Consider the following 21,737-nt stretch of genomic DNA (forward strand, 5'->3'; position numbering starts at 1 on the left):
GGCGGGGAAGGACGGTCTCTCATGTACGGGATCCTAGGTATGGGTCTGTTTGCGATGATCGCTGTCGTGCTCATCTACGGTCTTCACCGAACTACCAGCGTGCATGCTCAATCGTTGACAGTGCTTCCAGCACAGTCTGGGTGGTTTCCACAAGAACACGCCCTGTCCCGATTTCATGTGCGTTGGTACCTGGCCTCAATCGTCTTCCTCGCCTTCGATGTCGAGATGTTGTTCATGTATCCGTGGGCGGTCGTTGTGGCCGAGAAGGGCATCTCTGCTGTGATCGAGATGTTCCTGTTTCTTGGAGCGCTCCTGGTTGCCGTCGCGTGGGCCTGGCGGGAAGGGGCCTTCCGATGGGTATAACCCAGATGCTGGCGAAATTGGCGGTGCCCGCCATTCGGGTGCTCGTCGTCGAGGTGCCGGGTCAGTGGTCGACGCGGGTGGAACTCGAAGACCAGATGCTGCGTCGTGGCTGGCGGCGTGCATGGAGTCCAGCAGATGCGGACGTGCTCGCAGTTTGTGGGGTGCCGGGGCCCGAGCTCACACAATTGGTGGACCGACTCTGGGAACAGATGCCCGGGCCCCGGGTTCATGCCGATATGCCCTCAACCAGTACTGTCAGCTCTGCTCTCGACGATGCCATAACCCTCTACATCGACACCACGCACCACAAGCATGACGCGAGTTCGCGGCCACAAGAACCTCGGCTTCCCCACGATGACACGGACCACGGCAGCGATGACGCCATGAGCCACAGTAGCCACGACACCATGGATGACGATCACGGCGGAATGGACCACGACAGCCACACCGACATGGACCACAATGGCCACGGTCACATGGGCCACAGTGACCACGCCGACATCGACGATAGCGGCCACGGCGGAATGGATCACAGCGATCATGGTGACATGGAGATGTCTCCCGGCGGGATCCCCTTAGCTCAAGGCGGGCCGGATCGAGACGGTCTTGAGATGGATGTCTTGCACCTCACACTTGGCCCGATCCTCGCCTATTGGCCAGCCGGTCTGGCCATGAACTGCACATTGCAAGGCGATGTGGTCGTCGACTCCGACGCCTCCATCGTTGATGGTCACACTTCACCTGTGCCTGCTCCTGGACTCAGCCCTGCAATGCGGTGCGACAACGTGATGTCGCTGCTGGCCCTTGCCGGAGCTGACGATCTGGCTGCTCGAGCCCGCCAGACCAGGGACCACCTGTTGCGCGGTGATCATTCCGAGGCCCATGATGGGCTCGAACGCCTGCACCGTGCGATCCGGAGATCGTGGTTGTTGCGCGGGTCCCTGCGCCGAGTCCTCGTCCTTGATCATCTCGAATGTCAACGATACGGTTTGCCTGCTAGTTGCCGGGGAGATGCCTATGATCGAATGCTTCGCACCCTCACTCGAATTCAGGTCGCAGTCGACGGTGGGGGCCCGACGGTTGACGACGACGTTTCCTGGCAGGTCCTGCCAGACCTGGTCATCGGTCTCGAACTCGCGACCCTGCGGCTTGGCGTTGCCAGTGTGAATCTGCAACCCCTCCCGGCTCATGGGGTAGCGCATGACTGAGAGTAATCTAGTGACCGTTCCTGCCGTGTGGTCTGTGGTAGCCGGGGCCCTTTTGTGCGGACTCGCGATCTTCGCTGTCGCACTCGATGCGGGTCTATCGGCCCGCGCTCACGGTGCTCACGGCGGATGGGTGCACAATCGCTTCGCTCGGCTACTGCGTCAGCGCAGGCGCACCACCGTGGCCGCAGACACCATGCTGTGGAGAACCGGTGGGATGGGAATGTTCACCGGCGCGTTCCTGATGATTGCTGTCATCCCCTTCGGCTCTTGGACGCTGACCGATCTCGATGTCGGTGTGGTGTGGTTCAACACCATCGACGTTATGGTCTGGGCGCTGGTGTGGATCACCGGGTGGGGAGCCAATTCGACGCACAGTCTCATAGGCGGCTATCGGTTCCTCGCTCACGGCCTGGCCTATGAACTGCCCTTGATGTTTGCTCTGGTAGCCCCGGCCATCGCCGCTGGCAGCCTCCGAGTCGGTGCCGTTGCCGCCGCTCAAGAGGACGAGCTGTGGTTCGCAGTATGGATGCCTGTGGCATTCCTGATCTATCTGATCGGAGTGATGGGCTTTTCGGTCTGGGGGCCGTTCGCCGCGGCCGTGGCCACCGACATCGTTGGTGGTGCGGGAGCAGAGTTGTCCGCCGTCGATCGTTTGGTCTTCCATGCCGGTCGCTACCTGTTCTTGGCCGCTGGGTCGGCGTTCGCTGTTCCCATGTTCCTCGGAGGAGGAGCTGGACCATGGCTGCCGGGCTGGACCTGGGTGCTGCTGAAGACGATGGCAGTCCTGGCCGTTCTCGTGTGGCTACGCCGTAAGATTCCCTTCCTGCGTCCCAATCGATTTATGACGATCGGGTGGACGATTCTGCTCCCAGCCATTGTGATTCAGGACCTTGTCGTGTCTGTCGTTGTTGTCGGGAAAGGCTGAAGCATGCTGATCGGAATTGCGTTCTGGGCCCTGGCCATAATCGCTGTGGCGAGCGGTCTTGCCGTGTTCGTGGTCGATTCCATGGCGCGCGCCACATATGCACTGGCCGTGTCGTTCATCGCCGTGGGTGTGCAGATTCTCCTGCTGCAACAGAACTATCTGGGGTTAATCACGATCCTGATGATGGTCATGGAGATGGCGGTGATGGCTGTCTACATGGTGATGTTCATGGGGATGAATCCCGCACTTATGCCCATGGATATGACTCATGGGAAGAAGACTGCAATCGCAACGTCAGTCGCGGTGTTCGTGCTGTTGGCAGGAGGTGCCCTTCTGATCCCGTGGCCGCAGCGTCGCAGTGGGCCACCTGCTGACCTCACACGCGCACTCGGGTTGGAGATTATGGGTGAGAAGATGCTGGTCATGGCGGGAGTGGGCGCTGTCATGGTCGCCACGATCGTCGCCGGTGTCGTCCTGGCTTCGCATCGGACTCGCTATGACCGGTTTGGCGATGACCTGCGTGGCCCTCACGTCGACAATGCCTGGGACCGAGGTGTGGAGCAATGACTCTCGAAGCTGTGTTGGTGGTGGCTGCGGCATTATTCGCGGTGGGACTCTACGGTGCGCTGTCTCAACAGGTTGTCGTGATGGTGATGATGGGCCTGGAACTGATGATCAACGGGGTGCTGCTGGCTGCTGGTGGATTCTGGTGGTTTTTGGCACCGGACCCGTCGGGACAGGTGCTGTTGCTGGTGATATTGGCTGCGATGACGGTGGAGATGGCGATGGGCTTTGCTGTGGCCGTGTTGTTGCATCGTCGGCGGGAGACGGATATGACCGACATGTCTCAGGAGTTGTCTCAGTGATCGGGCCGCAGGCGGCACTCGTGGCCATGGTGGTGCTTCCAGCAGCCGTCGGTGGCGTGCTCGTGATAAGCCGGGCCGACCGCGGTGCGGGGTTGATCGCGGTGGCGACGGCCGGGCTGATGACGATCGGGGCGTTCTTCACTGCTGCCACCCGCCCGGAGGTGTCCTACCCGTTCCTCGCGGGTGCCGACTTCGCGTTGGACGTCGACGCTCTTGCGGGACTAGTTGTGCCGATGGTTGCGACAGTGACGTTTTTGGTCCTGGTCTTCGCTGCGGGCACCATTCGCGCAGGTCGGTCTCGCTTCTTTGGACTGATGTTGATCTTCTCTGCCGCGGCTTTGGTGACCGCGACAGCGGCAAGCCTTCCGGCGCTCCTGTTCGCCTGGGAGCTGATGGGGGCTACGTCGTACGCCCTGATCGGGTTCTGGTGGCGTGACTCCACCCGTGTCTCCGCAGGTTTGACGGCGTTTATCACAACTCGTACCGCCGACCTGGGCCTGTATGTCGCAGCCGGTGCCGCTCTGGCCGGGGGAGTCGGCATGAGGCTGACCGACCTTTCCTCGGTTGCCGACCCGTGGCGACACGTGATCGCGGCAGGGATTGTGGTCGCGGCGTTGGGTAAGGCCGCGCAGCTGCCATTCTCGTTTTGGCTCTCAGGCGCGATGAAGGGCCCGAGCCCAGTCAGCGCATTGCTGCACTCGGCGACGATGGTCGCCATGGGTGGATATCTCTTGCTGCGGATCGAACCGTTGCTGGCCTCAACTGATTGGGCCGGACCGGTGACAGCTTGGGCGGGTGTGGGCACTGCGGTGCTGATGGGGTTCGTGGCGTTGGGGCAGCGGGACCTCAAACAATTGTTGGCCGCCTCGACGGTTGCCCAGCTGGGCTTCGTGGTCCTTGCCGCCGGGGTCGGTGCCGTTAGCGGTGGAGCAGCCCACTTGGTTGCGCACGCATCAGTCAAGGCGCTGTTGTTTCTCGTTGCGGGAGCGTGGTTGCAGGCGTTGGGCACCGAGGATCTGGCGCAGCTGCGAGGCGCGGCGCGCCGATGGCGGGTCGTCGGTGTCACCGCGACTGTCGGGGCGTTGGCGTTGGCCGGAATCGCTCCTTTGTCGTTGTGGGCGACGAAAGATTCCGTGCTCTCAGCCGCGCTCGAATCCTCACCGTTACTCTACGCAGCAGGACTGGTCGCGGGGGCCTTGTCCGCGGCCTATGCGGGCAAGGTTTTGTCGACGATATGGACCCGCGGTGCGCGCGCAGGCGTTCGTCCGAAGGGCCTTCGCGGGATAACGGTTCTGGAACAAGCTCCACTGGTTGTGCTCGCGCTCGGCGCGGCCACACTCAGTGTGCTCGCCCTTCCCCCACTCGGGCGTGTCCTCACCGAGGTCCTCGGTGGCCGGGGTGAGGTTTCGGTAGTCGAACTGGTTACCTCAGCGGCGATCGCTGTGATCGTAGTGGTGGTGATGTTTTGGTGGCGTGCCCCGCAGCCACGGTGGGCACGTGCTTGGCTCGGATTGGATACGGCCGCGCATGTCATTATTGTCCGCCCAACATTGGTCTTGGCGCGGGTTCTGGCGTGGTTCGATGACTACGTGGTGGACCGATCTGTCGCTGTCCTTGCCAAAAGCACCATCTTGATAGCACACGCGGTGGCCCGGGCCGACGACGACGGAGTCGATAAGGGTGTCACTGCCATTGCCAGTCGGATCGGCCGGCTCGGGCATCTGGCCCGACTCCCGCAGACCGGGGCGATCCACCAGTACTTTCTGCAGATGGTCGTGGTGCTCGCCACCGGTACTGTCATCTGGACCTTCTACACCGTGATGGGATGAACATGCTCAGTCTGATCGTTTTCCTGCCCCTGATTGTCGCTGCCGGTGTTGCGGCAGTGCCCGCGATCGGGCCCGCAGCGGCCCGCTGGGTGTGGGTGGTTGTCAGCGCCGTGGAGCTGATCCTCGTCGGTATCCTGTGGGCTGGCTACAAAGATCCAGGTCCGAATAGTTTGGCCTTCGACGAGCAGGTGCCGTGGATCCCGGGAGTCAACAGCAGCTATCACGTCGGTGTCGACGGGCTCTCTTTGTCTCTGCTGGCGATGACGACGGTGGTCTTCCTCGCCTCTGCCATCTACGCATTGAAGAACACCGATCGGCCTCGGGTACACACGGCACTGTTTCTGTTCCTCGAAGGCGTCAGCCTCGGGTTGTTCGTGGCCGCCGATCTCATTGTCTTCTTTGTGTTCTTCGACCTGTCGATCGTGGCCATGTACTTCATCATCGCCGGATGGGGCCATGGCAACGCGGCCCGCTCGGCACTGAAGTTCTTTCTCTACACGTTCCTGGGGTCATTGTCTCTGCTGTTGGGTTTCATCGGCCTTTACGTGTTCTCAGACCCCCACACCTTTGACATTGTTCAACTCGTCGCTGCCGACCCTCTCAAAGGCAACCCGATGGCAGGGGGGATGATTTTGGCTGCGATTCTGGTGGGGCTGGCAGTGAAGACACCCACTGTTCCCTTTCACACCTGGTTGCCCCCGGCTCATACCGATGCCCCGGCGACCGGATCGGCTGTGCTGGCTGGGGTGCTGCTGAAGATGGGCACGTATGGGTTCGTGCGCATCGCTATGCCGATTCTGCCCGAGGCGTGGCAATCCTGGGCCTGGGTGATTATCATCGTCGGTATCGTCTCGGTTCTGTATGGGGCGTTTGTGGCCCTGGCCCAAACGAACCTGAAACGGATGATCGCCTACACCTCGGTCAATCACATGGGCTATATCATCCTGGCTTTGGGTGCGGTCGGTCTCGTCGGCGACGACAGTGCTCAGGCCCGTTCCGTGGCTGTGACGGGGGCGGTCGTGCAGATGGTCAGCCACGGGCTGACCACCGCCGCGCTCTTCCTCCTGGCGGGAGTGATGCAAGCTCGAGCTGGAACCTACGCCATGAGCTCCTATGGGGGCTTGGCGGCTCCTGCACCGCGTTTTGCGGCGATGTTCGCGATCGCGTCGTTCGCGTCTCTGGGCCTGCCTGGGCTGTCGGGATTCATTGCTGAGTTCCAGATTTTTGCCGGAAGTATCGCGGTCGCCCCGGTCACTGCGATCGCACTGCTGGGGATCCTAGTCACGGCTGCCTTGTTCTTGCGCGCGTTCCAGCGAGTCTTTACCGGCTCCACTCAGGGCCAGGCGATCGGGTTTGGTGACCTTCGTGGCCGAGAACTGTGGTCGATCGGTCCGTTGCTGTCGCTGTCCGTGCTCATCGGAGTCCTGCCTCAGACGCTTCTCGGTGTCATCGAGCCGGCCTCGACCGCCCTCGTGAATCTGGTGGGGAGGTAGACAGTGGACGCGTCGATGCAGATGCACCCGACACTGTTGCTTCCGGAGATCATCCTCTTTGTTGGTGGTCTCGTCGTCCTGCTGGGCGGATCGTTCCTGCCTCGCTACCGGCAATGGGTTAGCCGTGCCGTGGCTGCTTTAGCGCTGATCGGTGCTGCGATCGTAGCCGCACTGGTGATGACGGGACCGCCACAAGCTGCGTTCGCCGGCACTTTTGCAGTCGACACCGCTACGGGGGTTGCCCGAGTGATTGTTACGCTGACGACCCTGTTAGTCCTGGGGGTCGCCTCTGGCGAGCTCGCTGGCTCACCTCGGGAATCGGATACTTACGCCTTGCTGCTCTTTGCCACGACCGGTGTGATGGTCCTGGCAGGTGCTACCGATCTCCTCGTTCTGATCATAGGATTTTTGCTGGCCAGTATTCCTCTCTACGCGATCGTGGGGCTGACTGGCAGGGCGGCCGGGGCCGAAGCCGCCATGAAAACCTATTTCCTGGGAGCACTGTCCGGGATCATGCTCATGCTTGGAGTTACGGTGCTCTACGGACTGACCGGGGGCACCGACTACGCGCGCCTGGCACAGACACTGCAGGCGGAACCTACCGCTGCTGCGGGTGTCGGTGTGTTCTGTGTGCTCGCCGGGCTACTTTTCAAAGCAGGTGGGGTGCCCGTTCATTTCTGGGTGCCCGACGCCGCGCAGGGCACCGGTGCTACCGCAGCGGCCTTTCTCACCACCGTGCCCAAAATCGGGGCACTCATCGCCTTCTATCGACTCGTGAGCACGGTGTCAGTGGGAGACGACTCCTGGTTGATCGTCGTGGCGATACTGGCCACGGCCTCAATGTTTCTTGGCAACCTCGCAGCCTACTGGCAGCGTGACCCGCGCAGGCTTCTTGGTTGGTCGACGGTGGCCCAAGTCGGATTCCTGCTCGTTCCCATCTCGTCCGTCGGGCGCAGCGATCTCGCCCTGCCCTCGATGCTGTTCTACCTCGCCGCATATGCTCTTGCAAATATCGGTGCCTTTGCCGTCACCGCTGCCCTTCCCACGTTCCGTGACCTGTCTGCATACCGTGGTTTGGTCAGAACTCGCCCTGGATTGGCGGTGGCGCTGCTGGCGTCATTGCTGGGCTTGGTGGGTATCCCACCGTTAGCGGTATTCGTCGGTAAGTTCACCACCGCCACCGCTGCTTGGGATGGGGGCCACGGCTGGCTCGCCCTTGTGGTGATGATCAACAGTCTGCTCAGCCTCTTCTACTACCTCAGGTGGTTCGGCCCGATGTTCATGCCCATGGGCACGGATTCAGCGACTTCGCCCTCATCGTCGGAGCCCGCGAGGTGGCCTGCAGCGACCGCTGCTGTAGCGGCGGTGACCAGCTTGGCCCTCGGCATCGGCGCTGGCCTTTTCTGGCAGATTTTTGGGGGGCCGATGCTGATTTAACGCCGATGCCGACGCAGGAACTGCACAACAGGTGGGCGTGAACCCCTTGAAGTGGACACATCAATGTGTACTATCAGGCAACAAAATCCACCATAGACGCATAACCAACCTCGAAGTCAACAGGTGCTCGATAACCCAAAGCCGAGTGCCGACGCCCCGTGTTGTATCGAACTAACCACCGAAACACCTCCCGCCGACACTCGAGCTCCGAGGCCCACCGCTTCTCTCCCTGCAACGTCTCACGCTTCAACGCAGCGTTGACCGACTCCGCCAACGCATTATCAGCACTCGACCCCACCCTGCCCATCGACTGAACCACCCCGAACCGACGACACATCGCCTGAAACGACGAGGACGTATATTGCCGACCATGGTCGCTATGGAAAATCGCACCTTCCAGCGTTTCTCGATTGTTTAACGCATTCTGCAACGCGTCCTCGACAAGACTGGACCGCATATGATCGGCGATCGACCAGCCCACAATCCGCCGCGAATACAAATCGATGACGGTGGCCAAATACAAGAACTTCCCTTCATTACCATAGGGTAAGTAGGTGATGTCGCCGACGTAGGTCGTGCCCAACTCAGCGGCCGAGAAGTCCCGGCCCACCAGGTCGGCAAACACCTGAGCCTCCGGGTCCGCCATCGTCGTGGTCTTCGGTTTACGCAAGTGGATACCGACCATGCCGTTGTTCCGCATCAGGCGGGCTACCCGCTTACGGTTGACCGGTTCGTCCACTTCTGGGTCATCGGCGAGTTCGGCCGTGATCCGTCGGTACCCGTACGTGTGGTCCCAGAATTCGAAATGGTGCTCAATCCGCTCGCACAGAGCATCATCAGCAGCCTGCCTGGCCGCCCGTGCCGACCGGCAGGCACACCACTTATAAAAGCTCGAACGCTGGAGACCCAGCACGGCACACATCCGCTTCACCTCATGGGTGTTCCGGTGGTCGTCAACGAACTGGAAGCGGATCACCAGGTCGTCTCTGCCGCGAAATATTTCGTGGCCTTCCGCAGGATAGCTCGCTCCTCGGCGAGCTTGTCGTTCTCAGCCCGCAGACGCTTGGCCCGATCGATCAGATCAGCGTTCTCGACCCGCAGACGCGCCAGCTCTTCCTCAGCCGACTCCGGATGGCCTGCCGCGGCTGTCGGGACTGTTCCGGCGGCCTTCCGGGCCTGATGCACCCAGGACTTGATCGCGCCACGCGAGACGCCGAGATCGGTCGCGACTTGGGAATAGGACATATCGGGATGAGTCTCGTACAGCGCGACGGCGTCGGCTTTGAACTCGTCCGAGTACTTCTTTTTCGGCATGGTTTCTACTCGCATTCTCCGGCCCATTATGGGCCAGTCTCAGCGTGTCCACCACTCAGGGTTCATCCCCGGTCGTTTTTGGCGAATTGCGCCACAGGCGTTCCACGCCCGGGCCGGACCAAATGCCCGAAACGTGAACGCGGCCGCTCGGACACTGATCGCTACCGGATCTCGGATATTGCCGTTGACATAGGAGAGTAGCTTCTTTGGAACTGGCGAATGAGACCGGTTCTCCTACGTATGTGCGGCTACACCTCTTATTGCTCGCCAATCCGCACGCAGGAATACCAACAATTTGCCCACCACCTACGCCCCGGGGGTATTATTGGCACGGGCGCATTACATGCCCCGCAACCGTTTTTCGTCCTGTCACGGGCGGATCATACTGGCATGTTTGCTCGGCCACAGGAGGTGACGCTTGCTCGCGCACACGTTCGCCCGTCTCGGGCTTGTCCGGCCGCGTATGATCGTATTTCTCCTGGTGCTGGCCGTGCTGGTGTGCGTGACCGGAACCGCTCACACTCGTGCTGTCGTCAGCGTGTCGACGCCTGGATCCGCTTTTTCGTCTCATATCGCTGAACCGCAGCAGCAGGGCGTCGCAGGATTTGACGTAGCTCCCCGGACCGCAGAATCACACAACACTGACGCAGTACCCACGCCCCTGGCAGGTCACTTCGGGCATTGCTCCGCTGATACAACGTCCCCTGAGGGTTGCCTCACCGTTTCTCCCTACTACCAAATGGCGATACCACCGCCGTCGTCCATCGGCTGGCTCGCCGACGCACCTCGCCCGTCGCACCCACCGCTGCAGCCGATGGCCTATCACCCACCCTCTCCCTCACCGGGCGAGCTTTCCATCAGTAGGACGTAAACCGTTGACTCGCCTTCAGCCGGGCACCCACCTGGCAATTCGAGTTCATCTGGCGCGCCTCGATTCAGTCCGGTTCTTTACCCTGACGCGTCGCCACTCAGTGTGGGACACGTGCCCCTGGCGCCCCGATGGAAGTCCATGACCATAAAGATACGGGGATGAACCCTGAATGGAAGACAGCTTTCATCCTTAAGCGCATTGCGTCCAGAATCTCAACATCCCGGCTCGTTAAAGTCGCAGAAATCAAAGAAGAGGCATTATGAAAACGTTTCAACCAATAACATCCATCGTGGCGATCGCAGCCGCGACAGCTCTGGCATTGTCTGGATGCTCCAGCCCCGAGGAGGACGAAGGGGCGCAGCCGTCCCAGGAGCAGACACAGGTCGAGTCCCCATCGAGTGAAAGCCATGCGCACGCCGCCGATGGTGGCGACCCACCAGAGGGCATCAAGGAAGCCTCGGATCCAAAGTACGCCGTGGGTGATGAAGTCACTCTCACGGCCGATCACATGCCGGGCATGGAAGGGGCCAAGGCAACAATTTCGGGTGCCTTCGATACCACAACCTATTCGGTCAGCTACACCCCCACCGGTGGTGGCGATCCCGTGAAGGATCACAAATGGGTCGTTCATGAAGAACTCGACAACCCTGACAAGGCTCCTTTGAAAGACGGTGCCAAGGTGACGATCAATGCCGACCATATGCCCGGAATGAAGGGCGCGAAAGCCACGATCGACAACTCGACCGATGAAACCGTGTACATGGTCGACGTTGATATGGGCGATATGACGATGACGAACCATAAGTGGGTCGTCGAAGACGAAATCACGCCAGCCAAGTAGTCCCAGGAATGGGAGGGCTCTCGACCGTGGCCGAACGCGGCTGACGGCAGACATGGAGGTGGGTTGTCTCTTTCGTGGAGGAGGCAGCCCACCTCCACACTGTCGATCAATGCCGATGAGGTCGAAAAGGCACGGCCAGATACGTAGAAGCAGAGAGGGACGGGAATCTCCACTTCTTCAAACCTTCCTTCAATTTGCCGGAAGATCGTCATCTATCCCGGCACGCTGAAGCATTAGTTCGCAGCTACCGGGCGCGGGCGTTTGGGTGTGGGGCTGTTGATGACGATTGCCGCGATCGGTGCTGTCGTGCTCGGCCACGTCGGAGAGGCAGCAGCGTTCGCATTTCCGTTCTCTGTTGCCGATGCTCTGGAGGACCGGGCGATGGGCCGGGCACAGCAGGGGCTGGTGCCTGTGCCATTGACCGACCCGGCCAGGATCGCGTCCCCAGGGGCGACCTCGATCGGGATCGATTCTCCCGTGATTGCTGTAGTGTCCACCCATGATCGGCCGGAGGACCCTCGTGTGATTTCCAATCGGATAAGTCGTCACCGTTCCAGGTGTGCAGTTGACATCTGAATACCGTGGGGGATGAACCCTGAGTGGTGGACAGGCGAACTCTTGGCTGTCTGTCCCTTAGCCACTGGGGCCCTGTCGATGGGCATAGCGGACTAACGCGGCGAATCCTTACGCTTGAAATACACGTGTCTTCTCATCTGAGTGTGTGACTCCGCACGTGACGAACCCCTTCGCGTGACCTTCAATTGGTCCACTCACTCTCTGACCGGTAGGTCGCGTCCAAAACATGCTCAGTCCTGTCGAATGACTACTATTGCGGTATGAAATTCTCCTGGTTGATATGGGCGCTCGTCGTCCTAGTAGGCGGGGTCGTGACATGGACTCTCGTCGTTCACGAGTCAAGTAGTGGGCTCAGTGTCCGGATCGGCTCATGGGCTCAACTTCTCGCCGCCGCAGGAACCCTGGGCGCTGCGGCGCTTGCGTTAAGCACGGCCCGCGAGAACCGAACACAATCACAGAAGACGAACGAAGCGTTGGCCGCCGCCACACGACCGCAATTGTCACTCCATATGCTCCCAATGATGAGCCAACGCGCTTATATGAAACCAGATGCCATCGTCACCCTTTCTATCTCGAACCTGTCAAAGTTCGATGCCCCGCGTCTTCGAGTGAACTGGACGACCAAAGATGGCATGCCACATGAAGCATGGGTAGAAAACCTGCTGGCGGATCCCAACCCTTCGAAGGGTCTGATAGGCGAACATGTGACCTATAGCGGAGAGACAAGGACCTCGGCGTATTTGCAGTTAGGGGAAGCGTCCAATCTGGAAGATCGGGACAACCGAGTGCGACTCTACTATGCCAGCCAATTCGGCAACGGCGGATGGATGGAAATGCACCGCTGGGAGACTTGGAATGTCAGCGATGACCCCAAGACTGCCCATTGGCAGCATAGACATACTGTTGATCCTCCGAAATGGATGACTCTAAGCGACATGGGATTCTGACTGCTCGCTGGTGCGGTTCGTGTCCGCACCTCAGCGCAGACTGTCCTTATGAGCGAAGAATACGGCACCGCTACCTGGCGCTATTGGCAGAAAATCCACAATGACGCCGGTGCCCGCAGTTCGTACCGTGATCGCCCTCCGGTCCCAGTTCGCGCACGGCTAGTTTTCGAACGCGATGGTGCTACGTGGATCGAAGGCATGGCGACGCGTCTCGGGTTTGATGGCGCGATCTTTGTCGAGAACCACGACCGGCGATGTCAGACGATCGGTGTTTGGTTGTCACCGTTCGACGTCTGGTGGGCGGGGAAGCCAGCTACTTAAACTTCTGCTGCGGCTTGTAATTAAAGATGGACTCTCCAGGGCGGTACTGCTCACCAGCCGTCTCCCGCTCGCGCCGCTCGTCTTTGCGCGACCAGCGCATGCCGATGCGTACACCCTGGGCAATGACGAGGATGAGGATCAGGAGGCTGATTGCCCAGAGAATCAGCATTCCGAAGAATGTTCCCCTTTTTGGTGTTCTCCTAAGTAGTGGGTGCTGACGGTTGAACTACATGTAGGGATCCCAGGCGTCATACTTCCCCTGCAGATCCTCCATTGCCATTTCGAAGTCCATGACTTTGCTGACGCAGTCGTCGCTTGTCGAACAATTTTCAGGTATCGCTTCTCCAGCTTCGGAGGCCGCCGCGGCCGCGTCCTCGGTCGATTGCCAGATGATCGCGATGGACTCTGGCGGGTCACCGAGGTACACGAGTGAGTCTTCATTGGTGGCGGAGTCGAGTTCCAGCCGCTTGGTCTCGGCAATGAGACCGCCGCTTATTAGGCTGAGTTCACAGGCCATGATGTCTGTTCCATCCGCTACCCCCATGGGACTGCAGTAGTTTTCGTCCCACGTCTCGAGCCAGTCATCAACATCTCTGCGACCCTCTGCGATGATGGACGCGAATTCCTCAGCTGCGGGGCCAGTCGCTTCCGCCTCTGCCGCGGCCGGTGCCGCGGCTTCAGAGGTCTCTTCTGCAGCGGAGCACCCGGTGATGAGGAACGAAGTAGCCACAATGGTGGCAAGGAGTTTCTTGGGCATGCTTGGATCATAGGTTGTTTATCGTTCAAGTACATAGCCACTACCGACTTAGTATCCAATTCGTTATGAGTGTGTCCTGCATCATCCGACAAGTATGTCGATAAGTGCTCAGCTACAATTCTCGAACCATGCTCGAGTCACAACCGAGAAGAGGAGCACGAGTTTGACTTGGGCAACTCTCAACTGGCGAACTGAAACTCTCGCTGACCAGCATCGGGTACCACTCAGAACAAGCGGCCTGACAACCAAGCCAACTCCTCAACAATGGAAGATGGCTCAGCTCAACTCGCCCCACACTTACCCATCTTTTTCAATGGAACCCCACGGAAACTCGTGACAACTACAGGAACTTCTCCTTCGTCGAGTTCCGCGATTTCTAGGGCCAGAAGGCACCCCACGATAACTCCCGAAAACCATGACTCCACATCGATTCAGTGTGGGTTCGAGTCCCGTTGGGGCGACCAAGAAAATCGACTCTGACTTTGGGCAATGGTTTCGGTAATCATGGCTCGTTCGCAATGAAGAGTCGAATAGTCAACGAAGACTCAACTTTTTCATTTCCTGCCGATCTGATCGAATTTCTCCGACATGTCCGGAGCCACAGCGGCGTTCTTTAGGTAGTGGTATGACGAAATCGCTGTGCCCGACCGCCCGAGAACCACTGCGGCAACTCCGAGCGTGTCCTCAGTGTCCATGAACGACGCCGCAGCCTTCCGGAAGGCGTGCGGCGAGAGCCCGCCATAGTCTTGAGCGCATCGCGCAGGGGCCGGCATCAGTTGTTAGGCCCCTTTCACATGCCTTTGCCAGACGGGAACACGGCGTCGGTCTCAGTTGGGACGGCCTGGACATTTCTACGGAGCAATACATCAACGACGAATGGGGCCCTACAGGGATCCAAAACCCAGGCCTCGACTCGGCATGAGTGGAAGATCACTGCGTACCTGGATCAACTCCGTCGCCTCGAGGTCTTCTACAAACAACCTGGTCACATCAACGTGCCGCAGCTGATTAGTACTGACGAGTGGCCAGGGGCCGGGCGATGTTTTGCCCGTATTCGCTCACTGCGACGTGCGGGAGCACTCCCCCAGGCAATCGTCGATTCAGCGGAGAAAATGAGCATCATCTGGATCCCTGGTCAAGGTTCGCTACGAAAAATGAGCCCAGAGTTGGGATCGACGCTTCACACGCCGTCAGCCACGACCGCTTTTCCACGCGTACATCCCCGACATGCAATCGCCCCGTCAGCCACGCAGGGGCTTTCTATGTCTCGCTTGTCCGCGTACACCGTCCTTAAGCGCGCTAGCGCTGTCAGACGTGCGGGTCCGCTCCCATTCAGCAGTCAAAGCCGGCGCTGATGGCAGCGAATCAGGACTCTTCGGTATGTTTAGTGAGAGCCATCGCTACCAAACTCCTCCATACTGCGTTTGATCGCGGCCTTCTCACGCACGGTCGAAGGTCGAACACGGGCAAGTATGAAATAGAACAGTCCCGAAACCAGCAGTCCGACCGCGAACGACATGTCGGCCCCATCAATTTTCGCAGCGATCGGGCCGGTATAGAACGAGAGTGAGAAGAACGGGATCATGGCGACGAACCCAGCAACGTAGGCCGTGAGTCCTTTCCATGCCCATCGTCCGTAGACGCCACCGCCATTGACGATATCGGTTAGTGCGTATCGACCACGACGGACGAGATAGTAGTCCACGAGGTTGACGGCAGTCCACGGAATGAGGAAGTACAACATGAGCCCGACGAAACTGTTAAAGCTGTCGAGGTAGTCATCGGGTATCGCAAGGGCGATCACAAGCGAGACGAAGCCTACGATGACCAAAGACACGACTCGCAGACGAACCGTTGGCCTCATCGGTCTAAATCCGTCAATCGCGCTTGCGCCGGTAAGCATCGCACCATAGGCATTGACACCCATAATCGAGACCAATGCGAGCGAAGAGACCAAAACTGCGACTGTTCCGAATCCCGGGAAGATCAAGTCACCGACGTCGCGGAGCGTGGAGATCGGATCGGCTGCAGGGATATACGTTGCTAGCAGCGCTCCCAAAGACATCAGCCACACTGCTGACAGTCCGGCACCGGCGTAGACAGAGCCGATGAGTTTCGGGGCCGAGGACTTCGGCGGCAGGTAGCGGGTGTAGTCAGAGACGTAAACAGAGTAGCTGATGTTGTATCCGGCTGAGAGCGAGAATTGAACCAGGAACCCTGCTGCAGTCCAACCGGCGGTATTTACCGCGGCATCAGGGTCGATTGTCGCGTTCGGGTAGTGGATGAATGCGAATATGGTGATCACGACGAACACGGCGATGAGGATGCAGGTCATCCATCGTTGGATCAGGTGAAGCAAGTCGTGACCGATGACGGCGATGATGATCGATACGGCGATTATGACGGGATACCAGAACCACGTCGCCTCGGGAAAGATTCCGATGCCCTGTGCGACGAGGATGGTGTCGAAGACAAGGAACCCGACGTAAACGAAGACGGTCGCGACGAATGGCAGCAATACTCCACGGCTGCCGAACTGTGCTCGAGATTGGATCATCTGGGCTAGCCCCATCGTCGGCCCTTGGTTGGCGTGAAAGGCCATGAAGAAAGTGCCGAATCCCACGCCGAGCACGACCGCTAGGATTGAGAAGCCCAGACTCAGCCCTATCGTGGGACCGGTGAATCCCACGACGAGGGTTGTCAGGACGAAGTTGCCGGCGAACCAGAACGGGCCTTGGTGCCAGACCTTTCCGTGTCGTTCAGATAGAGGGACTACATCGATCGATCTCGATTCAATGACCGAGTCGGGACTGTCGGGTGATAGCTGTGATGACATCGTCGTCTCCAATCGTCAGCGCCAGTCAGCACTGTGTTTGTTCGGTGCCTTCGTGCTGGGCTGGTCGAGTTGCGGATCGCTCCAGTGCGGCGTACAGGTCGGTTCTACGATCGGCAAAGACGTCGCTGAACTCAGAAACTTTTTTGTCACGACTCTCGTTCAGATCGATGTCGGCGATGATCCTTTCGGACTGGCCTGCGTCAGGGTCGGCCATAGCCCTCGGCCATCCATTCGCGTCAACGATTACCGATGCGGATGTCCAGTGGATGCCTCGCTCGACTCCCGCGCGGTCGCATGCAGCGATAGCTACACGGTTTATTGAGGCTTGCGCTTGGGTGCGCACAACTTCGCCTGGCCTCTCCCCAGCCGGCCGCGGCACTGTAGGCCAGTTGACCGGGGCGCAAATCACATCTGCTCCAGCTAGGGCTGCGATCCGGATCCATTCTGGGAATTCCAGGTCGTAGCAGATGACGACGCCGATACTGCCGTATTCCGTCTCTATGACTGGCGGACCCGCGTCGCCAGGGGTGAAGAGTGCTCGTTCGGCGTCCCAAAGGTGGGCTTTGCGATAGATCACTGGGTCTAGTCCCGGTGCGAGGAGGGCCGCGCTGTTGTAGGGCTTGCTGTGATGGCTTGCTTCGCAGAAGCCAGCGACGATTATGACATTGAGCTCCTCGGCGGCCCGTTTCCAGCTGGACACTGCGTATCCGTCCGGGGCTTCTGCCGCTTTGCTGGCTTCAGTCGCGTCTGTGAATGCGTAGCCGGAGCTGGTCAACTCAGGAAGAACGACGATCCGAGCTCCCTTGTCGACAGCCCAGTGGACTTGCTTGATGCTCTCTTCGACGTTCGCCCGGACTTGACCGATGTGTGGGGCGAATTGGCAACACGCAATCTTTGTCATGTCAGTGAGCGTAGTGACTCAGACCTCATAGTCCTACCCAATCACGACGCCACTTTCCCTCCGAGTGCACGATTGAGATACCAGGTCGATCTTTTGCGACTCGACAATGCCTTGATGCGCATATTTGTGCGAAAATGTATCTACAAGAAACTTGGGTTTTGGGAGAAAGCGTGGCGGGAAGCGTTTCCGAGCAGTCGCGTCGACGGGTGCTACAGGCACTTCGTGATGACGGACGGGCCAGCTTTGCTCAGATTGCCAAGTCGGTGGGAGTCCTGCGGCACCAGGTTGCGGCGATCGTTCAGTCGGCCGTCGCAGACGATGAACTGCATCTGACGGTATCGGTCAGCCCAGATCTCTTGGGGCTCGAACGGTTTGCATACATCCAGATCGCCGTAGTGGGTCCCGTTCAGCCAGTACGCGACGAGCTCATCTCGATGACGGAAACCACGTTCGTTGCCGATATTGCCGGTCAGTACTCGATCGATGCGGAAGTCAGGGTCGGCCCCGACCCTCACCTTCGACAGACCCTCGATACTATTCTCCAGATACCGGGTGTCAGTGACCTCCGGACCACGCACTATGAATCCATCGAGGTAAACCGCTTCTCCCCATTTCACATCGCCAAAGCTCCCCTGACGGTCGACGAAGTCGACCGCTCGCTCATCATGCACTTGCGTAAGGATGCGCGAGCTTCCTATCGAGAACTTGGCGAAGCCTCGGGCTTGTCACCGAGCGGAGCACGACTAAGATTCATACGTCTAGTCAGAAGCGGCACAATCAAAGTCGTCGGGATCCCAGTTCGCGTCGGCCAGCCCGAGTCACTCACTCTTGGGCTGGGTATCCGTGCTGGCGTGCCAGTCAACGAACTGTTGCCACGGCTCAAGGCGCTCGAACCTGAGTTTCTCGCCGTCGCTATTGGTGCCTATGACTTCATCGCAACGATCTCGGCCGATTCGACTCACGACCTCCTCGTAACTTTGGAACGTCTTCGCGGTACTCAAGGCCTGGCCGAGGTTGATTGCTGGGCAAACTTGAAGATTGCTAAAGAACAGTACGGAGGGAGCGACGGCCTCTCATCGGCTTCGTCTAGAGGCTTGTGAAGCGCCTTTTACGCAGCATGTTCATTCGGGACTGATGCAGGGTTAGGTGACATCTAGTCTGGCTTGTCTTACGGCAAGCCTGGAAGGATGGACCTATGCCCCAGCCCTACCCGAAAGAGTTCCGCGATGACGTCGTCCGCGTCGCCTTGAACCGCGACGAGAAGACGACGATCGCCCAGATCGCCAAGGACTTCGGCGTCCACGAAGGCACTATTGCGAAATGGCTACGCCAAGCGGACATCGATGCCGGCAACAAGCCCGGAAAGACCACGGACGAGTCCGCCGAGCTGCGCGAGCTGCGACGGCGGACTCGCTTGCTGGAGCAGGAGAACGAGGTCCTGCGTCGGGCAGCCGCGTACCTGTCGCAGGCGAATCTGCCGTCAAAAGGCTCTACCCGCTCGTGAGAGAGCTCGCCGCCGACGGGATCCCCGTGGCGGTGTCGTGCCGGGTCTTGAAGCTCTCACGCCAGCCCTACTACCGATGGCTGGCCGCCCCTGTCCCTGAGGCCGAGGTGAATGAGGCGTATCGGGCCAACGCCTTGTTCGACGCCCATGCCGATGACCCGGAATTCGGGTACAGGTACCCTGGCTGATGAGGCCGAGACCGCCGGGTATCCGATGGCGGCACGCACTGCGTGGCGGCTGTGCTCGGCCAACTCGTGGTTCTCGGTCTTTGGCAAGGCCCGGGCCAAGAACGGTAAGCGGCCGGGCCCGGCCGTCCACGACGACCTGTGCGTCCTCACCGACGCCGATGGGCGCACCCGTCACGAGTTCCGAGCCGGTGGGCCAAATCAGCTGTGGTTGACCGATATAACGGAGCATCGCACCGATGAGGGCAAGCTGTACATGTGCGCGATCAAGGATGTCTACTCCTCGCGGATCGTCGGCTACTCCATCGGGGCCCGAATGAAGGCGCGTTTGGCTGTTGATGCCCTGGAGATGGCTGTGGCCCGTCGCGGTGGTGACGTGGCCGGATGCGTGACGCACTCGGATCGCGGTAGCCAATTCCGGTCGAAGAAATTCACCCGCGCATTGGAGCGCCATGGCATCGTCGGGTCAATGGGCCGCGTCGGCGCGGCTGGTGATAACGCGGCTATGGAGAGCTTCTTCGCCCTGGTACAGAAGAACGTTCTCGACCGTCGCCGGTGGGCGAGCCGAGAGCAGTTGAGAATCGCGATCGTGACGTGGATCGAGCGGACATATCACCGCCGTCGCCGACAAGCTCGGTTGGGTCGATTGACACCTGTCGAGTACGAAGCAATCATAGAGCCAGCTGCTCTCGCAGCATGACACTCACGCTGTCACCCTTCTTTGCACCAGTCCCTTCCGACTCAACTGCTCGCTCGACGAGTAGAGGCTCTTCCCATGCGGCAATAGGGCCACCAGCCGACCATGAGTCCGTCAGGTTGAACACCAGAGCAATCTTGTACATCTTGACAAAAGCGATCATTCCCAGCGCCTTCGCGCGGACTAGTAACTCCGATAATGGTTAGTTCAAGGATGCCTTCGGTATATTGCTCGGTACGGCACCTTTCGACCACGATGGTCGGGAAGACGGACCCGGACAGCAGCGCGGGGACTCTGGCTCGGGCTCCGATGATTCTCCCGCTCCAGGTCATAGTCCTAAGGCCGTTCTAGAGTTTCCGCGCATACTTAGATCAGAGAATCGAGTTTAGAGAGCAAACCATCTATCAGCCGATTCCCTCCATCATCTCGGTGTGCGTCGACCCAATCCGTCCGATGACCGACGGATATTTCCTAGCTACATACCCATAGCGGATGAACGCAGCGATCATCGTCGCCAAGAAGAGGTAGGGCAAGACGTTGAAGGGAAAGTCGGGAATCGGCCAAATATTCGCGAAGAAGACATACACCATGCCCAGGACGGCGACCGTTGCCGTGATCTTGACCAGTGAGTTCTTCATACCTATCCGTTGGGTATAGGCTACTCCGGCGATCGCTACCAGAGTGTAGGAGAGCATGTAGCCGAAGGTGCCGTACGTATCAACCCAGACAACTGAGTCCATCAGCTCACTTCCACCAAAAACTAGGACTACATCGACCAGAATGGCCAGGCCTCCCGCGAGCAGTAGCCCTCGGTGCGGGGTAAGGTGCTTGTTGTGTGTGCGTCCAAATGCGCTGGAAATAACACCCTCTTTGCCCATGACATATGCGATGCGGCCCACGACGTTCAACGGTGCAACGACTACAGCGAAGAACGATGCCGCGACGCCAAACAGCAAGACCGGCGCAAACCATCCCGGCATGCCGATCTTGTCGTTCATTGCTTCAAGTGGGCTTGCGACAGTGCCCAGCTCATCACCGAGTACCGCAATTTGGGTGTACGCAGCGAAGACATAAAGGACTCCGACGCCCAGTGCACTCCACATAATTGCTCGCGGAATTGCCGTCTTGGGATTCTTCGCCTCGCGTCCTAGCGCGTCGGCCGAAGAGAACCCCACGAATCCGAGGATTCCGAGCACCATTCCTGCTGCCACACCCTGGAACGGTGTGTCTTCAAGTGTGAATTGCGAAGGGTCCCAGCCAGATTGGCCGGCCCAGAAGAGGGAAGCGATCAGCAGCACCAAAATAATGGCGATGGAAATGAGTTCAAGGATGAATGACACTCGCGCCGACATCCGAATGCCCTGGATGGTGAAGAATGTCGCTAGCCCACCGATGAGAACAATGAGTACGATCTCCCATCCGAGACCGTCAACGGGAATCCCGAGAACCCGGAGGAAATCCATCGTGAACGACACAGCGCCGTTCAAAGACCCGGTTGCTATCCCCCACGATCCGATCATCAAAGCAACGCCGGCGGTGAACGCTCCAGTCGGACCCAACCCTTTGGCCACGTATGTGTACAGAGAGCCAGCTGAGGGGTGTCTTCGAGCGAACATTGCAACGATGTATCCAACGCACAAAATGACGATCGTGGCCAGTGCAAAGGCATAGATAGTGCCTTTGCCCGCGCCAAGGAAGATTTCGGCAGCAGTGAACGCGATGACTGCGCTGGGAGCAATGCTGGCAATCGCCTGTGCCGCGAGCTCCGGCCCGGACATGACTCCCTCGCGCAGCCCCGAGTCTGGACGAGTGGAACTATCTGTGGACATCCTTCTCTCCTTTGAAAGAATGCATTGAGTGGTCTTG

The 21,737-nt window shown here is 59.3% G+C and carries 19 protein-coding genes and 2 pseudogenes; 13 read left to right on the top strand and 8 right to left on the bottom strand.

Going from position 1 to position 21,737, the window contains the following annotated elements:
• Positions 1-21: 21 nt before the first annotated feature.
• The 8 genes from GUY37_RS10555 to GUY37_RS10590 are packed head-to-tail and all read left to right on the top strand — an operon-like array spanning position 22 to position 8,121.
• Complete coding sequence (locus GUY37_RS10555; RefSeq protein ID WP_152346758.1) at positions 22-363, top strand: NADH-quinone oxidoreductase subunit A; 342 nt, start codon at positions 22-24, stop codon at positions 361-363.
• Positions 354-1,571 carry a hypothetical protein gene (locus GUY37_RS19200; protein WP_166825328.1) on the top strand — a complete coding sequence of 406 codons (1,218 nt, stop codon included), beginning with the start codon at positions 354-356 and terminating at the stop codon, positions 1,569-1,571. The genes GUY37_RS10555 and GUY37_RS19200 overlap by 10 nt, the downstream gene beginning before the upstream one ends.
• Complete coding sequence (locus GUY37_RS10565) at positions 1,564-2,496, top strand: complex I subunit 1 family protein (RefSeq protein ID WP_152346760.1); 933 nt, start codon at positions 1,564-1,566, stop codon at positions 2,494-2,496. The genes GUY37_RS19200 and GUY37_RS10565 overlap by 8 nt, the downstream gene beginning before the upstream one ends.
• A 3-nt stretch (positions 2,497-2,499) precedes the next feature.
• Entirely contained in the window at positions 2,500-3,063 is a 564-nt protein-coding gene (locus GUY37_RS10570) for an NADH-quinone oxidoreductase subunit J (RefSeq protein WP_166825331.1), read from the top strand.
• Positions 3,060-3,362, top strand: coding sequence for an NADH-quinone oxidoreductase subunit NuoK (locus tag GUY37_RS10575; RefSeq protein ID WP_152346762.1), 303 nt, complete (start codon positions 3,060-3,062; stop codon positions 3,360-3,362). The genes GUY37_RS10570 and GUY37_RS10575 overlap by 4 nt, the downstream gene beginning before the upstream one ends.
• Complete coding sequence (locus GUY37_RS10580; protein WP_208094670.1) at positions 3,359-5,191, top strand: NADH-quinone oxidoreductase subunit 5 family protein; 1,833 nt, start codon at positions 3,359-3,361, stop codon at positions 5,189-5,191. Before GUY37_RS10575 ends, GUY37_RS10580 begins: the two co-directional genes overlap by 4 nt.
• Positions 5,188-6,684 carry a complex I subunit 4 family protein gene (locus GUY37_RS10585; RefSeq protein ID WP_227492566.1) on the top strand — a complete coding sequence of 499 codons (1,497 nt, stop codon included), beginning with the start codon at positions 5,188-5,190 and terminating at the stop codon, positions 6,682-6,684. The genes GUY37_RS10580 and GUY37_RS10585 overlap by 4 nt, the downstream gene beginning before the upstream one ends.
• 3 nt (positions 6,685-6,687) lie before the next feature.
• Positions 6,688-8,121, top strand: coding sequence for an NADH-quinone oxidoreductase subunit N (locus GUY37_RS10590; protein ID WP_227492567.1), 1,434 nt, complete (start codon positions 6,688-6,690; stop codon positions 8,119-8,121).
• A 73-nt stretch (positions 8,122-8,194) separates the two neighbouring features.
• On the opposite strand, the gene GUY37_RS10595 is transcribed toward GUY37_RS10590, so the two are convergent.
• A protein-coding gene (locus GUY37_RS10595; protein ID WP_407645353.1) for an IS3 family transposase occupies positions 8,195-9,435 on the bottom strand; the annotation gives its coding sequence in 2 pieces (ribosomal slippage) (positions 8,195-9,108 and positions 9,108-9,435; 1,242 coding nt in all).
• A gap of 1,130 nt (positions 9,436-10,565) precedes the next feature.
• Between GUY37_RS10595 and GUY37_RS10600 the strand changes: the two genes are divergently transcribed.
• A complete protein-coding gene (locus GUY37_RS10600; protein ID WP_152346763.1) occupies positions 10,566-11,147 on the top strand; it encodes a YdhK family protein in 582 nt (193 codons plus the stop codon).
• Positions 11,148-11,554: 407 nt separating this feature from the next.
• Here the strand turns inward: GUY37_RS10600 and GUY37_RS19515 are convergent.
• Positions 11,555-11,659: pseudogene (locus GUY37_RS19515) on the bottom strand (P-type ATPase); the annotation flags it as partial.
• 324 nt (positions 11,660-11,983) lie between these two features.
• On the opposite strand from GUY37_RS19515, the gene GUY37_RS10605 reads away from it, so the two are divergent.
• Positions 11,984-12,670 carry a hypothetical protein gene (locus tag GUY37_RS10605; protein ID WP_166825337.1) on the top strand — a complete coding sequence of 229 codons (687 nt, stop codon included), beginning with the start codon at positions 11,984-11,986 and terminating at the stop codon, positions 12,668-12,670.
• Positions 12,671-12,718: 48 nt separating this feature from the next.
• A complete protein-coding gene (locus tag GUY37_RS10610; protein WP_166825339.1) occupies positions 12,719-12,991 on the top strand; it encodes a hypothetical protein in 273 nt (90 codons plus the stop codon).
• On the opposite strand, the gene GUY37_RS10615 is transcribed toward GUY37_RS10610, so the two are convergent.
• The 4 genes from GUY37_RS10615 to GUY37_RS10630 form a co-directional block, all read right to left on the bottom strand.
• A complete protein-coding gene (locus GUY37_RS10615; protein WP_166825342.1) occupies positions 12,984-13,160 on the bottom strand; it encodes a hypothetical protein in 177 nt (58 codons plus the stop codon). The two genes, GUY37_RS10610 and GUY37_RS10615, sit on opposite strands and share 8 nt — an antisense overlap.
• A gap of 57 nt (positions 13,161-13,217) precedes the next feature.
• On the bottom strand, positions 13,218-13,748 hold the full coding sequence (locus GUY37_RS10620) for a hypothetical protein (RefSeq protein ID WP_166825344.1): 531 nt from the start codon (positions 13,746-13,748) through the stop codon (positions 13,218-13,220).
• A gap of 1,384 nt (positions 13,749-15,132) precedes the next feature.
• Positions 15,133-16,584, bottom strand: coding sequence for a purine-cytosine permease family protein (locus tag GUY37_RS10625; protein WP_166825347.1), 1,452 nt, complete (start codon positions 16,582-16,584; stop codon positions 15,133-15,135).
• Positions 16,585-16,609: 25 nt separating this feature from the next.
• Complete coding sequence (locus GUY37_RS10630) at positions 16,610-17,485, bottom strand: nitrilase-related carbon-nitrogen hydrolase (protein ID WP_166825349.1); 876 nt, start codon at positions 17,483-17,485, stop codon at positions 16,610-16,612.
• 134 nt (positions 17,486-17,619) lie between these two features.
• Between GUY37_RS10630 and GUY37_RS10635 the strand changes: the two genes are divergently transcribed.
• Together GUY37_RS10635 and GUY37_RS10640 are read left to right on the top strand one after the other, a co-directional pair.
• A complete protein-coding gene (locus GUY37_RS10635) occupies positions 17,620-18,585 on the top strand; it encodes an Lrp/AsnC family transcriptional regulator (RefSeq protein ID WP_166825352.1) in 966 nt (321 codons plus the stop codon).
• Positions 18,586-18,680: 95 nt separating this feature from the next.
• A pseudogene (locus tag GUY37_RS10640) lies at positions 18,681-19,874 on the top strand (IS3 family transposase).
• On the opposite strand, the gene GUY37_RS10645 reads toward GUY37_RS10640, so the two are convergent.
• On the bottom strand, positions 19,846-20,034 hold the full coding sequence (locus tag GUY37_RS10645) for a hypothetical protein (RefSeq protein ID WP_166825354.1): 189 nt from the start codon (positions 20,032-20,034) through the stop codon (positions 19,846-19,848). The pseudogene GUY37_RS10640 and the gene GUY37_RS10645 sit on opposite strands and share 29 nt — an antisense overlap.
• A gap of 241 nt (positions 20,035-20,275) precedes the next feature.
• Complete coding sequence (locus GUY37_RS10650) at positions 20,276-21,700, bottom strand: APC family permease (RefSeq protein ID WP_166825357.1); 1,425 nt, start codon at positions 21,698-21,700, stop codon at positions 20,276-20,278.
• Between the last annotated feature and the right edge of the window lie 37 nt (positions 21,701-21,737).

It is taken from the genome of Brevibacterium limosum, assembly GCF_011617705.1.
Classification (GTDB): domain Bacteria; phylum Actinomycetota; class Actinomycetes; order Actinomycetales; family Brevibacteriaceae; genus Brevibacterium; species Brevibacterium limosum.